General features: G+C 71.1%; 19 protein-coding genes and 1 tRNA gene. 6 read left to right on the top strand and 14 right to left on the bottom strand.

Annotated features, from left to right (window positions below; translation table 11 throughout):
- Positions 1-893 precede the first annotated feature (893 nt).
- The 3 genes from WDW90_RS31230 to WDW90_RS31220 form a co-directional block, all read right to left on the bottom strand.
- Positions 894-1,241 carry a cupin domain-containing protein gene (locus WDW90_RS31230; protein ID WP_336491441.1) on the bottom strand — a complete coding sequence of 116 codons (348 nt, stop codon included), beginning with the start codon at positions 1,239-1,241 and terminating at the stop codon, positions 894-896.
- Positions 1,242-1,396: 155 nt separating this feature from the next.
- Positions 1,397-1,552 (bottom strand): hypothetical protein, encoded by a 156-nt coding sequence (locus WDW90_RS31225; RefSeq protein ID WP_336491439.1) that lies wholly within the window; start codon positions 1,550-1,552, stop codon positions 1,397-1,399.
- 213 nt (positions 1,553-1,765) lie between these two features.
- Entirely contained in the window at positions 1,766-1,972 is a 207-nt protein-coding gene (locus WDW90_RS31220) for a hypothetical protein (protein ID WP_336491438.1), read from the bottom strand.
- A 208-nt stretch (positions 1,973-2,180) separates the two neighbouring features.
- Between WDW90_RS31220 and WDW90_RS31215 the strand changes: the two genes are divergently transcribed.
- The gene (locus WDW90_RS31215; protein ID WP_336491436.1) at positions 2,181-2,546 is read left to right on the top strand and encodes a hypothetical protein; all 366 of its coding nucleotides are present in this window, start codon (positions 2,181-2,183) and stop codon (positions 2,544-2,546) included.
- Here WDW90_RS31215 and WDW90_RS31210 read toward each other — a convergent pair.
- Together WDW90_RS31210 and WDW90_RS31205 are read right to left on the bottom strand one after the other, a co-directional pair.
- The gene (locus WDW90_RS31210) at positions 2,498-3,043 is read right to left on the bottom strand and encodes a Ros/MucR family transcriptional regulator (RefSeq protein WP_336491435.1); all 546 of its coding nucleotides are present in this window, start codon (positions 3,041-3,043) and stop codon (positions 2,498-2,500) included. The genes WDW90_RS31215 and WDW90_RS31210 overlap by 49 nt on opposite strands.
- Positions 3,044-3,517: 474 nt before the next feature.
- Positions 3,518-3,591 (bottom strand) — tRNA-Gln (locus WDW90_RS31205).
- A 338-nt stretch (positions 3,592-3,929) separates the two neighbouring features.
- On the opposite strand from WDW90_RS31205, the gene WDW90_RS31200 reads away from it, so the two are divergent.
- On the top strand, positions 3,930-4,331 hold the full coding sequence (locus WDW90_RS31200) for a hypothetical protein (RefSeq protein WP_336491434.1): 402 nt from the start codon (positions 3,930-3,932) through the stop codon (positions 4,329-4,331).
- Positions 4,332-4,405: 74 nt separating this feature from the next.
- On the opposite strand, the gene WDW90_RS31195 is transcribed toward WDW90_RS31200, so the two are convergent.
- From WDW90_RS31195 to WDW90_RS31175, 5 genes are all read right to left on the bottom strand, one after another.
- Entirely contained in the window at positions 4,406-4,741 is a 336-nt protein-coding gene (locus WDW90_RS31195; protein ID WP_336491433.1) for a hypothetical protein, read from the bottom strand.
- A gap of 198 nt (positions 4,742-4,939) precedes the next feature.
- Positions 4,940-5,179: a PilZ domain-containing protein gene (locus tag WDW90_RS31190; RefSeq protein WP_336491431.1), complete on the bottom strand. Its 240-nt coding sequence runs from the start codon at positions 5,177-5,179 to the stop codon at positions 4,940-4,942.
- Between the two features lie 154 nt (positions 5,180-5,333).
- Positions 5,334-5,573, bottom strand: coding sequence for a hypothetical protein (locus tag WDW90_RS31185; RefSeq protein ID WP_336491429.1), 240 nt, complete (start codon positions 5,571-5,573; stop codon positions 5,334-5,336).
- Between the two features lie 123 nt (positions 5,574-5,696).
- A complete protein-coding gene (locus tag WDW90_RS31180; protein ID WP_336491428.1) occupies positions 5,697-5,918 on the bottom strand; it encodes a hypothetical protein in 222 nt (73 codons plus the stop codon).
- 110 nt (positions 5,919-6,028) lie between these two features.
- Entirely contained in the window at positions 6,029-6,304 is a 276-nt protein-coding gene (locus tag WDW90_RS31175) for a DUF1488 family protein (RefSeq protein WP_336491427.1), read from the bottom strand.
- Between the two features lie 412 nt (positions 6,305-6,716).
- Here WDW90_RS31175 and WDW90_RS31170 point away from each other — a divergent pair, with 412 nt between their 5' ends.
- Both WDW90_RS31170 and WDW90_RS31165 read left to right on the top strand, forming a co-directional pair.
- Complete coding sequence (locus WDW90_RS31170) at positions 6,717-7,016, top strand: hypothetical protein (protein ID WP_336491426.1); 300 nt, start codon at positions 6,717-6,719, stop codon at positions 7,014-7,016.
- A gap of 73 nt (positions 7,017-7,089) precedes the next feature.
- Positions 7,090-7,503: a VOC family protein gene (locus WDW90_RS31165; protein WP_336491425.1), complete on the top strand. Its 414-nt coding sequence runs from the start codon at positions 7,090-7,092 to the stop codon at positions 7,501-7,503.
- A gap of 10 nt (positions 7,504-7,513) precedes the next feature.
- Here the strand turns inward: WDW90_RS31165 and WDW90_RS31160 are convergent, their stop codons facing one another.
- The 3 genes from WDW90_RS31160 to WDW90_RS31150 all read right to left on the bottom strand — a co-directional run bounded on the left by WDW90_RS31160 (position 7,514) and on the right by WDW90_RS31150 (position 9,643).
- Positions 7,514-8,686, bottom strand: coding sequence for an amidase (locus tag WDW90_RS31160; RefSeq protein ID WP_336491423.1), 1,173 nt, complete (start codon positions 8,684-8,686; stop codon positions 7,514-7,516).
- A 160-nt stretch (positions 8,687-8,846) separates the two neighbouring features.
- Complete coding sequence (locus tag WDW90_RS31155) at positions 8,847-9,122, bottom strand: hypothetical protein (RefSeq protein ID WP_336491422.1); 276 nt, start codon at positions 9,120-9,122, stop codon at positions 8,847-8,849.
- A gap of 77 nt (positions 9,123-9,199) precedes the next feature.
- Positions 9,200-9,643, bottom strand: a complete 444-nt coding sequence (locus WDW90_RS31150) for a DMT family transporter (protein ID WP_336491421.1) — start codon at positions 9,641-9,643, stop codon at positions 9,200-9,202.
- Between the two features lie 398 nt (positions 9,644-10,041).
- Between WDW90_RS31150 and WDW90_RS31145 the strand changes: the two genes are divergently transcribed.
- Both WDW90_RS31145 and WDW90_RS31140 read left to right on the top strand, forming a co-directional pair.
- A complete protein-coding gene (locus WDW90_RS31145) occupies positions 10,042-10,263 on the top strand; it encodes a hypothetical protein (protein ID WP_336491419.1) in 222 nt (73 codons plus the stop codon).
- A 262-nt stretch (positions 10,264-10,525) separates the two neighbouring features.
- Positions 10,526-10,849: a hypothetical protein gene (locus tag WDW90_RS31140; protein ID WP_336491417.1), complete on the top strand. Its 324-nt coding sequence runs from the start codon at positions 10,526-10,528 to the stop codon at positions 10,847-10,849.
- 30 nt (positions 10,850-10,879) lie between these two features.
- On the opposite strand, the gene WDW90_RS31135 is transcribed toward WDW90_RS31140, so the two are convergent.
- The coding region (locus WDW90_RS31135; protein ID WP_336491415.1) for a DUF4214 domain-containing protein at positions 10,880-11,745 on the bottom strand (866 nt) is incomplete at its 5' end.

Here is an 11,745-nt window from a genome sequence, read left to right as displayed (position 1 = left end):
CAGCTTTCTCCATTCCACGTCGTCCAGCATCGCTCCTCCCAGTCAGGAGGAGCAAAACGCCCGCAAACGGAACACGTTCAAGGCCGAACAGGCCGTAGTGAAGGACACGTATCATTTTCCCACGCGTCTTCGTGCATTAGGCCGGATCCGGTCTGATAGAAATAGGCCACGCGCTTTCCTCCTCAGATTAGATATGGGGTTCTGCTACTCAGATCGGAATGTCGCTCGGACAGCTTCCAAACCGACCGTACAGCGCCCTCGAGCAACACCCTTTCGCGCCGGCCGCGTAGCCGATTGAAGCGTCGCCATCTCCGGAGGCATTTCACCTTCATCGACTATCAAGCCTTGAGTATTATGCATGCGGCCATGCTCCACGCTGCCCTCCTCGCCCTGCCTCTGATTATCGTCCTCGCGCCGGTTCACGCCGACGAGTGCGACGCCGTGGCGAAACGCATCGTCGATGAGGTGGGGGCGACTGTCCGAACACGGATCGGCCCAGCCTTCAAGCTGCAGCACCCTGTGCGACCAACCTGTCGGTGAGCTGCCGTGATGGGCGGCTGATCGACGTGGCTGGGAGTATCGAAACAGGCGGTACAATCAGCCGGTTCGCTCAGCTCACCGCTCGAACAACCGAGGCGGCATACGGCGTGCCCGAGAATGCCGCGGCCTCGGTGATGCTTCAGTGCATCCGGAAAAGTGCCAGCAGGGCAGGAGAGATCGCTCAGGCGTCGAGCGGCTCATTGAAGGTCGAGTGCTTCGTACGGGGAGATTACGTCACCTTCAGCATCAAGCGCCGGTAGGCTCGCGACGCGCGATGACCCCGCCCCGGCTTGCGCCGTGCAGGTCTCGCTGGCCTCCTATCTTTCCAGGCGCGCTGACTCGTATGCGTGTCGCTACGGAACAGGCACCTGCAGCGGCTTGCCCTTGTCGACGATGTACACCGAGAGGATCTTGATCGGCTTGTCCCCGACGACGGTGTATCCGGCGTGCGGCACCTCGCGCCGGTTGATGCCATGCTCGCCGACAGGACGCTCCTTCGCCTCCGTGCCGGGCACCTGCGCTGTGCCACCCTCGAGGACGTAGAAGACCTCCTCGCCGTTGTGAAAGTGCCTGCGGGAGGTTGCGCCCGGCGGGATCTCGACGAGCTGTACGACGATCTCCTTGTCCTCGACGCCGGAGACGGGCGAGCGCCCGAGTTCAGTTCGCTTGACCTCCTGCGCGGCAGCGACGCCCGTGAGCATTAGCGCGGCCGCGGTACAGCCGAACGCAATCCCGACGCCTTGAAGCCCTTGCGCCATCGTCGTTCTGCCTTTTCGGCGATGATGGCACGGCAAAGCTGCCCTTGAAACGGCCGAAGGGGATCGCGCTGGAAAGGACCTCGTTGCCCCTCCCGGCGCTACTGAGCGTCGCGATCGCTGGGCACCGGCTTGTCCGGCTGGGCATCGACCTCGGAGTGCTTGGGCGCTTGGCCGGGCTCTACGGGCTGCGGCTTGGTAGAGCCCGCATCCGGCTGCGCATCGACCTCAGACGGCTTCTGCTTGTCGTCTTGCATGGTTTCCTCTCCTGTTTGGGCGAGCCGCCGGCGGCTGCCGGAGAGGCAACGGGACGTTTTCACCCGAGATCCACGCCACGTTCGCGCTCGCGCTACGAAGCCGGTGTGAGTGTCACTGAAGCTCCTCTGGCGCGGAGCGGGCAGGCATGCGGCGCTCTCAGGCTCTCACGAGGCATGGCGACGCGAACTCCAGCCACCTGAGCGGCCGAGGCGTCACTTATCCGGCGGCGGCATGTCGGCAGGCCGCTCGCCCGGGATGATGTCGCTCTTCAGCGGCTCCGGAACGCCGGCGTTGATATCGAGCGGAGGCTCGGCCAAGTCGGGCGAGGCGGCGGGAGGCTCATCAGGCGACGCCGGAGAAATCGGACCGATCGGATCGATTTCGGTCGGGTCCTGATCAGGTGAGCCGGGATTGGCCATGCGATCCCCTCCTCAAGAGCCAATTGGCGCATCGCTCCTCGGTTCCGGCCGGTCTCGCTGCTGCCAACGCGCTGGAGCGTCATGGCTTGCGCACAGCGCCGAGGCCCCGACGCATGGGGGTGAAAGCGATGCACCGGACGCAGTCCGTGCGGCTTGTGTGACTGGGCTGCCATTGCCGGTAACGGCACAGATTTGCGATACCGCGGCCATGCGAACGACGCAGCTGGTCTTCCTCCTGATGACACTTTGCGTGACGCGGATGGCCTCGGCTGCCGAGGCGCCGACCGCCGATCTCGCGGCTCTGCAGCACGAGTGGCATCGCTGCGTCCGCAACGCCTTCTCGGGCCGGCCTGAAAGCGTCAGCACGCGAGCAGCGGAGCGTACAGCCCTCGCCGCCTGCAAGGCTGGCGAGGACGCCTACGTTGCCGCAGTCATGGCCTCCCGAGCCGCCGAGAACGAGGCTGCCCGGCGCGCAGACCGGACACTCACCTCGCGCGCGCGCGCATGGGCAGCCTCGGTCCTCAGCTATGTCATCGATCCGGTCTCGTCTTGGCTTGGCGCTCCCGCGCGTTGAATGGCGTCAGGAGCCCTTTCGCCGGCCGCGAGGCTCGGAGCCTTAGAAGCAGACTCGGCCTCTTTCTCCGCGGTCTCAGCAGCAATCATGCCCCCGCGGCCGAGGCCGATCGCCTTGGCGAGTTCCGAGCGCTGAGCGGCGTAGCCGGCAGCCACCATCGGGTAGTCGGCCGGCAGGCCGAAGCGCTGGCGATATGTGTGGGGGTCAAGCCCATGGCTCCCGAGATGACGCTTCAGCGTCTTGTAGGGCTTGCCATCAATGAAGCTGGTCAGCCCGTCCGGCGTGATGGACCTCTTGATTTGCGAAGGCGTCGGTTTCTCGGCCTTCTCCTCAGTCTGGAGCTGAGGCTGGCTCAGGCCGACCAGTGCCGCATGAACCCTGGCGATCAGAGCCGGTAACTCCGTCGCAGGAACGGAGTTCTTGGACACGTAGGCTGAGACGATGTCACCGGCAACTTCGATGAAATTTGTGTTATGTTCCTGAGCTTCTCCAGGCATTCCGATCTTCCAGTAAGTGCGGTTCGCGAATGTCTATGGTGCTGTGATGTGTGCTCGGCAAGTGTGAGACTTGCTTTATGAATGATGACGTCCACGATCTGATGCGGCGAGGTTCAGCCGACCGTTAAAGCCAGGGCTGCAACGCTGGCTTCGCGGCAGGTCTGCGAGGCCATCTAGCCCCAGCGCCTCAACGTGGCATGCCGAGTTGCAGGCACCTGAATGCCGGGAACAGATGAATGTCACCACGCTCACCATCCTGGGTTAGCCGATCGCTCATCTGCCTTAGTCGTGCTGATGGGATGGCGGTGATTTGGTGCCGAAGCGTGTTGCATCCGTGTTGCACGGAGCCGCCGACGCCCTGTCGTAACCCATTGTAAAATCACGGGTCGTATTGTGGCGTGTTGCAAGCCCGAATGGAGCAGGGGAGGACACTAAAAAACCCGCTAAGTCATTAACCTAGCAGGCTTAAAGCGATGGCTGGGGGACCTGGATTCGAACCAGGACTAGAGGAGTCAGAGTCCACCGTTCTACCGTTAAACTATCCCCCACCGAACCTGCTGAGCCAGCGCGGTTTTTCCCCGGCGATCTCTCCGCGGGCGCTCTCGTCCGTGGCCCGTCGCTCGGGAGCGCACGAGATAGGCTGAATGCCCGCGGCGGTCAACCATCTTGCGGGCCGCCTCCTGCGCGGCCCGATCCGGCTGGGCCCGGCGGGCCGAGGGCGAGAGCGGGGCGGCCCCGGAACCCGCCCGGCGCGCCCGTGCCGCCGCCGCGATGGCGCGGATTGTGGGGATCGCGCACGCGTCGCGTTAAGGGACGCCCGCTATCCTCGCGGCGATCGACGGGGGTCGAGCCGGAACCCCGGCAGGACGCGGCTCGGGAGACGACCATGAGGACAATCCTGGGAATCGGCATCGCGGCCCTGGCGCTCATGGGCCATCCGCCCGAGGCCGAGGCCCGAGGCGGGCGGTCGCTCCGGCTCGCCCGGCCCAGCGCCACGCTCCATCCGGGCGTCGCCACCTCCCGTGCCCGGCTCGAGGGCGAGCCGGCGCCCGCGGCTCAGGCCGTGCCGCTCGCCCTGCGCGGCTCGTCCGCGCCCGCCGGCGGCTCCTCCGTGCCTGCCGGCGGCTCGGACAAGCCTGCCGGCGGCTCGGACAAGCCTGCCGGCGCGCTGGACGAACGGGGCCCGCGGCCGGCGGCGGTCCCGGTCGCCGCGGTGGCCGACGCCGCGCCCTGGTGCCCGGCGGACCGGATCGTCGGGTCGGGCGCCGGCTTCTGCCTGGTCAATTGAAGGACCCGCTCGTACGACGTCCGGGTGACCGCTTCGCGATCGCGGATTTCGGCGATCGCGGGCTTCGGCGATTCTCAGGCGCTCGCCAGCCCCGTGACCGCCGCGCACCGCACCCGGACGGTCCAGGGGCCGCCGGGCCGCTTCAGCGCGAGCCCGTCCGCGAGCTGCTGCAGCGTCGCGGCGCGGCTCTGGCAGGTGTAGAGTCCCACGGACCGGTCGGGCCGGCCGGCGGGGAGCGGCCGGCAGGCATCGCCCCGGCAGGCGACGACCTCGAGGCGGTAGCCGATGGTCTCGGCCCGGGCCGGGCCGACAGGTCCGGACGGGAGCAGGCCAACGAGGCCGATCAGGGCCGCGACGGCGCGTCGCGCCTTCGCGAGCGGGGCGGTCTTCGGAGCGGGGTCGGCCAGCATCGGTCGCGTCCTTCGCGCGCCCGGCCGATCACCGGTGCGGCTCGTCGCGGGGCGCCGTGACGTTGTCGCCCGAGAGGAGCGCCGAAGGCTGTGACGGCGGTCACGATCCGCCGGTGCCGTCCCGGACCCGCGAAGGCGATGCCCGGCCTTGCGCCGCGGCCCGCACCGGACCGGAGGCCGCTTCGGCGGGCAGCGCCCCTATGCCGTGAAACCCGGCCGCTCGGCCGGCCGGCCGAAGAAGGCGCCGATCTCTTCCGCGGTCCGCCAGGCGGCGGTGCAGATGCGGGCCTCGCCGAGATGGTCCGCCATCAGCACGAAGGTGTCCGGCACGAGGGAGGCATCGACCAGGGTCAGGCGCACGCCGATGCCCGACTGGTCGAAGATCAGGCACGGGATCGTGGTGTGCTCGTCGATCGCGACGGAGCCGACTTCGTTCACGCGATGACGCGCTTCTGCTCGACGATCCTGCATCGGACCTCTCGTCTCCACTGCCCCGTGGTCCCAGGAACCACGCGGCGCTTGAAGGTCCCGTTCCGGCGCTCGCTCAAATTGTAGGGAACGCCTCCGCGGGCCGGGCGCCGGACCGTCCGGTTCAGTTCTGTACGGAGGGCGGGAGCGCGACCGCGAGAGCGCGCACCTTGAGGTCGACGAGGCGCAGGAACTTCTCGTCCGCGCCCTCGGAGCGCCAGCCCTCGACCGCCGCGGTCAGGAAGGCGGCGAAATCCTCCCGTCCGATCACGCCCTGCTTCTCGAGGAAGGAGATCAGCGTGCTCACGATGGCGAGCGTCGCGTTGTCGGCTGCGGCGATCGTCTCGGCCTGCGATGGCGTCATTCCCGGCTCCGGATGCTGCTGCGGGGGCCGAGCATAAGCCCGCCGCCCGCCCGCGTCAGCCGGTCCCCGGGGTTCTGGCGCGCAGCCCCAGCGTCGCGCGGCGGTGCCGCAGCCTGCGCTGCCTCAGACCTTGATGTCGATCAGGCGCCGCTCGGTCAGGGGCACGCTGCGCAGCACGTCCGACCCGGCCCGGATCCGGGTCGCGGGGTCGACGGGGCGCGCGGTCTCGACCGTGACCGTGCGCGTCTCGTCGTCGTGCCGGCGGGCGAGGTCGTTGCGGACGGATTGCTGCAACGCGCTGGCGCGCAGGATGCCCACCTGGGTGATCGAGGCGATGCTCGTCATGGCTGGCTCGGCCCTCCCGAAGCCCCGAGCCTGAGCCGGGCCGCCTGATCATCCGGTTTCGGCGATCGGTCGGATTCGAGGCAAACCGCAGGAATTCCGGCGGCCGTCGCTCAGGCCGGGCCGAAATCCTCGGCATAGAGGTCGACGAGGTTGTCCGGCGCGCCCTCCCGGTCGAACTTCTCGCTCGCGGCGTCCTCGATCAGGCGCCGGTTGTGCAGGAAGAGCGTCAGCGGGTCGGAATCCGCCTCGCCGAAGCGGCCCACCAGGGCATCGATCGGGACGCGGCCGGCGATCACCTGCTGCCCGTCCGTCATCGGGAAGCGGATATGCTCCGACGTCGCCTTGTCGATGTGCGGATCGCCGAACGTGTAGGGTCGCAGCGGCATCGGCATCTCCCTCCGGCCGCATTGAGGCGTCGGCGCCCGCGGCAGGTCAAGGCATCGCACGGAAGCCGACGGGGAGGCGAGAGGCCGGGCGGAGGATTTCGGGTAGGATTTCGTTAACCATGCCGGCGCTAGGCAGGCGCCGCGCACCGCACTTTCACCGTCTCAACACCGGGCGGCGCGCCATGCGGGCGGGGCGGGCAGGGTGCCCGTCGCCGCCCGTCTTCGCGTCCGCCGCGGCGCCCGGCCCCGGCGAGGCTGCGCGCGAAAGCCCTCCCGGCTCGTCGCCTCCGGCCCGGCCGACGCACGTCCCTCGAGCGCGGCCGTCCGCTATGGCGCTCTCGCGCGCCGGCCTCGAACCGCGCCGCCGACCCGGCGTTGGTCCGCGGAAGGATGCCTGCGGTGAGACGCGCCCATGCCTGCCCGAATCCCGGTTCTCGGCGCCCTGCTCATCTCCTGCGCGATCCCGGGCTCCGCCGCCGAGGGGCCCGCCCGGGGTGTTGTCCAAGGCGCTGTCCAAGGCATGGCGCTGACGCTGCCGCGCCTGCCGGCCGGCGCGCCGCCACCCCCGCCCGAGCGGCCGGCCCCGGCGCGGCCGTCCCCGTCGCGGGCCGAGGCCGCGCCGCCCCCGGCCGGCCGCCTGCCCGGGCAGCTCACGGGACGGATGCGCGAGCGCGTGGTGCGGGACATCTGCATCGGCTGCGACGCGCCCTGACGGATCCCGGCCGTGACGCCGCGCGCCCGCGGCCGGCCCCCGGGTGCTGCTCTCCCGGAGGGAGGAGCGTTCCATGCCGAGCCTGAACAGCGTGCTGGAGACGGTCCTGTACGTCGACGATCTCGACCGGGCCGACGGCTTCTACCGCGGGACGCTCGGCCTCACCTGCATCCACAGCGACTTCCGCATGCGGGCCTACGACGTCGGGGGACGCGGCGTGCTGCTGCTGTTCCCTCGCGGCGGCTCGCTTCAGCCGATCGAGACGCCGGGCGGCACCATCCCGCCCCATGACGGGCAGGGCCCGGCCCACGTGGCCTTCGCGATCGACGCCGACGCGCTGGCGGACTGGGAACGCCAGCTCGGCGCGGCGTCCGTGGACATCGAGGGCCGCACCCGTTGGCCGCGCGGGGGCGCCAGCCTCTACTTCCGCGATCCGGACGGGCACCTGCTCGAACTCGCGACGCCGGGTCTCTGGAAGGGTTACTGAGCCGCGCCGTTCAGGCCTCCGGGATCGCCGTCGCGAGGTCGAGAAGGGTCTCGTCCCGCCCCGGGCCGGCGATGACCGAGAGCCCGAGCGGGCAGCCGTCGAGGCGCGCGAGCGGCAGGGAGATCTGCGGCAGGCCGGCATGTCCTGCCGGGCAGAGCAGTTCGAGGGCCCGCGCGCGGAACAGGTCGAGCTCGGCATCGGGTGTGGCGCGACGCGGCGCGATGCCGGGTGCGCTCGGCAGGACGAGGAGCGTGTCGTCCGGCAGGAGGGCGCGGAGCTGCGCGGCGATCTCCCGGCGCAGGCTGCGGGCCGCCGCCACCGCGCCGGCATCGAGGCGGCTCGCGGCCTCGAAGCGCTCGCGCACGCCCGGCCCGAACCGGGGCCTCGCCCGCTCGATCCAGGCTCCGTGCGCGGCCCAGGCCTCGCTCGACTGGATGAGCCGGAAGGCGTCGCGCCAGGCGGGCGCCGCCTCGCCCGCCACCGTGACGGGCTCGGTCGCCTCGAAGCTTCGAGCGAGCCGCGCCAGGGGTTCCGCCAGGGCGTCGGCCACGGCAGGCCCAGCCCGCTCGAACAGGTCGCGGGCGATGCGCAGCCGGCGCGGCCGGGCCCGCGGCGCGCCGGCGCCCAGGAGCACCCGCCCGACCCGCGCCAGGAGCGCGGGGTCGCGGGCGAACCACCCGACCGTGTCGTAGCTCGGGGCCAGCGGGACGATGCCCGCGAGGGAGATGCGGCCGTGGGTCGGCCGCAGGCCGAACAGGCCGCAATAGGAGGCGGGCAGCCGCACCGAGCCGCCCGTGTCGGTACCGATCGCGAAGTCGACGAGGCGGGCGGCCGTCGCGGCTGCCGAGCCCGAGGAGGAGCCGCCCGGGATGCGGCCCGGCGCCGCGACGTTCACGGGCGTGCCGTAATGGGCGTTCTCCCCGTTCAGGCTCCAGGCGAGCTCGTCCATCTGCGTCTTGCCGAGGAGGCAGGCGCCGGCCGCCAGGAGCGTCTCGGCCACCGGCGCCGTGGTGGCGGGCACGGCGTGCGTGGCGAGCCAGTCCGGACTGCCGGCGCCGGTCGGCACGCCCGCGAGGTCGATCAGGTCCTTGAGCCCGAAGCTCAGCCCGGCCAGCGGGCCGGTCTCGCGATCCTGGCGCGCGACGAGCCCATGCTGGCAGAAGGCGCCGACCGTGTCGTTCATCCGGACCTGCTCCGTCCAACCGGCCGCCGGAGGGTGCGCCTGCCGGATCTTAGCCGGAGGGCGGGGGGCGTCGTCAAAGGTCCGGATCTCCGCGGGGCCGGATCCCCGCGGACCCCGGATCCCCGCGGCGCCGGATCCCCGTGGCGATGAGGACGATGCCTCAGCGGCTGCCGCCGTTGGCGCTGCCCTGCGGGACGGCCCGCTCGGGCTGGCCCGCATTGCCGCCGGCCGCCGAATTCGTGGTCGCCGTGCCGGCGCCGGTCGCGCCGCGCGAGATCACGACATTGGCGTCATTGCCGGTGGTGTTCGGCTGACCCTGGACGACGGTTCCGGTCGTGCCCGGCTGGCGGGCCGGGGCGGTGGCCTGGGCCAGAGCGGGGCCCGCGATGGCCAGCGTGAGGGCGCCGGCGGCGCTGATAATGGCAAGCTTCGTCATGGTGTCTCCTGGCCGGACCAGACCGGCATGAGGGCAGACAACGAACGGCGCCGCTGAGGGTTGCAGAGTGCGCGTCGTCAGAAGGCGGCCACCAGCGCGACGCCGGCGATCATCAGGAGCGCTCCGAGGATCCGCCGGAGGTTGGCCGGGTGCTCGGCGAACCCGACCCAGCCGAAATGATCGAGCGCGATCGAGGTGACGACGCCCGCCGTCACCAGGAGGCCGAGGAACGGGGCCGCGCCGATCTGGCGGGCGATCAGGAGTTGCGTGGCGACGATGCCCCCGCCGAGGACGCCCCCGCACCAGGCCCACCACGGCACCTGCGCGACCTGCGCCTGGCTCGGCCAGGCGAGCCGTCCCGAGACGAGGCCGGCCGCCAGGATCGTCAGCGCCGTCGCGGCTCCGACGACGAGGCCGGCGGCGAGGGGCTGCGGCAGGCCCTTGGCGAGCGTCCCGTTCATGCCGGGCTGGATCGCGTTGGCGATGCCGGCCAGCAGCACGAAGCCGTAGAGATACCACATGCGATCCTCGCGAGATGTCCGATCGTCCTGAGGATCTGCGAAGTAGGGCAGGGCGCGGCGCCGGCCTGCCGGCCGTGGCATCGTGCCCGCGGGATCAGCGCCGGCCGCGGACCGCGCGCCGGCTGCAGGCGGCCTCGCGGGTCGGCGCGCTCGCCATGACGGAATGCCGAAGATCGAATTCTATGCCTTCTCCTTTCATGCCGTAACCTGAGATGATCTCTTCTTGAAAGCATAATTGCTGACTAAACCAAGTTATGTTGCAACAAAACTGTAGAAGTATCGGAATTCATCGGCCCGGAATTCTCGAACACCTGCGGCTCGATTCTCGGAAACCAAATCCACCCTCGCTCGATTATGGAGATCGTGATCGTGACCGGGGGAAATCGATGCGTTCCGCGATGACTGCACTCGGATTGCTGCTCGTCCTCGCGATGCCCGCATCGGCCAAGCCGAGACCGCATCCGGACGAGCGGCCGCCCGGCACGGTGGACCCGGCCGGGCCGCGACTGCGCGCGGTGGAGCAGCGCTCGCGGGACGCGGAGCGGGAGCAGCAGGCGCGAGACCGGCGCTTCGATGCCCGGGTGCGGAGGGCGACCGGCTCGATCTGCTCGGGCTGCTGAGGGGCTGCCCGCCGCTCGCGCGCGGCGCGACGCGGTCCGGTCGCGGACGAAGTGCCCCGGATGGAGCGGGACCTGCTAGGGTTCGGCGCCGGGCCGCGAGTGCCCCCAGCAGCGGTCCGGCCCGGTGGGCCGGGTCACGCGCAACCAACGGCCCGGCCCGCCGCGCCCCGCAGGCGCCCGCGCATCCCGCCGGCCGCGGCATCGCGAAAAATCGAGCGATCCGGTTCGGCGAACCGTCAGGATTTGGCGCGAGACAGGGGCCATGCGCTCAGACTCTTTCGGTGCGAAGCCCCTCGCTGCGGCCTTCGCGTTCGGCGGCCTCGTCGTGATGATGATCGAGCCGGCCCCGCGCTGGGGCGCGGTGGCGATCGGCCTCGCCTGCCTCGCGATCTTCGCGGGCCTGTCGCTCCTGGCGGGGCCGGCCCGGCCCGCCGCGGCCCGCGGGCCGCGCCGGATCACTGTCGAGATCATCGAGGACGGGCCCGCGGCGCCGCCCCGGGCCGGGCCGGCCGCGCCGGAGCGGCTCGGACCCCATCCCGCCCTGCTCGGGGCCGTGCGCGCCCGGCGCCAGCTTCGGCAGACCTGACGGCGCGGGCCGATCCGCGCCGCCCAGGCTTCAGAACAGGCTCCAGGCCGCCTGCACCTGCGCGGCGAGATGCGCTTGCGCCTCCGCGCTCTGGGCGATCGCCACCGCCACGTCGGCGCGCGTCGCTCCGTGCGAGAGCGCGTCCTGCCAGCCCTGCAGGCCGGCCGCCTCGGCGTGCCGGCCGAGGGCGCTCCGGTAGAGTCCGTCCAGATAGGCCGCGTCGTTCGGGGCGCCGCGCGTCGCCGCGAACTCGCCCGAGCCGAGGAGCGCGGCCGCCACCTGGTTCAGGCCCGCGCCGTTCTGGACGGCGCGGGTGAAGTAGATCTCGCCGGCCGCGTCCGGCGACCGGTCGAGCACGGCCTGATAGAGGCGGGCGACGCCGGCGGCATCGCCCGCCTCCACCTGCGCGAAGAGGTGGGTTTGCGCCTCCCGGCTCTGCGCGATGGCGCTGGCGACGTCCGCGCGCGTGCTGCCGGCGCTGAGCGCCGCCTGCCAGGCCTGCAGGCCGACCTGGTCCGGGTGGCGCCCGAGCGCTCCGAGATAGAGCCCGTCGAGGAAGGCCGCCGCGGAGGGGTTCGGGTGCGCCGTGCCGTACTCGGCCGAGCCCAGCATTGCCCCGGCCACCTGGCTCAGCGTGGCGCCGTGCTGGAGCGCGGCGACGAAGGTGGCCTCTCCGGCCGGATCCGGGGCGCGGTCGAGGACCGCGTGGTAGAGCCGGGCGACGTTCGCCGCGTCCTCGGTCGCGACCATGACGCCGACCGGCCCGTTGGCGCTGAAGCCCGCAGCGGCGGTGCCGCTGGCGAAGGCCTGTTTGAAGGCTTGTGCGGATTGGGGTTTGCTTCCGTCTCGGAAGGCGCCGTCGTAGTTGGCGTAGTCGCTTTCCCAGTAGTTCTGGT

It is taken from the genome of Methylobacterium nigriterrae, assembly GCF_037106235.1.
Lineage (GTDB): Bacteria > Pseudomonadota > Alphaproteobacteria > Rhizobiales > Beijerinckiaceae > Methylobacterium > Methylobacterium nigriterrae.
This window is presented reverse-complemented; position numbering and strand designations above follow the sequence as displayed.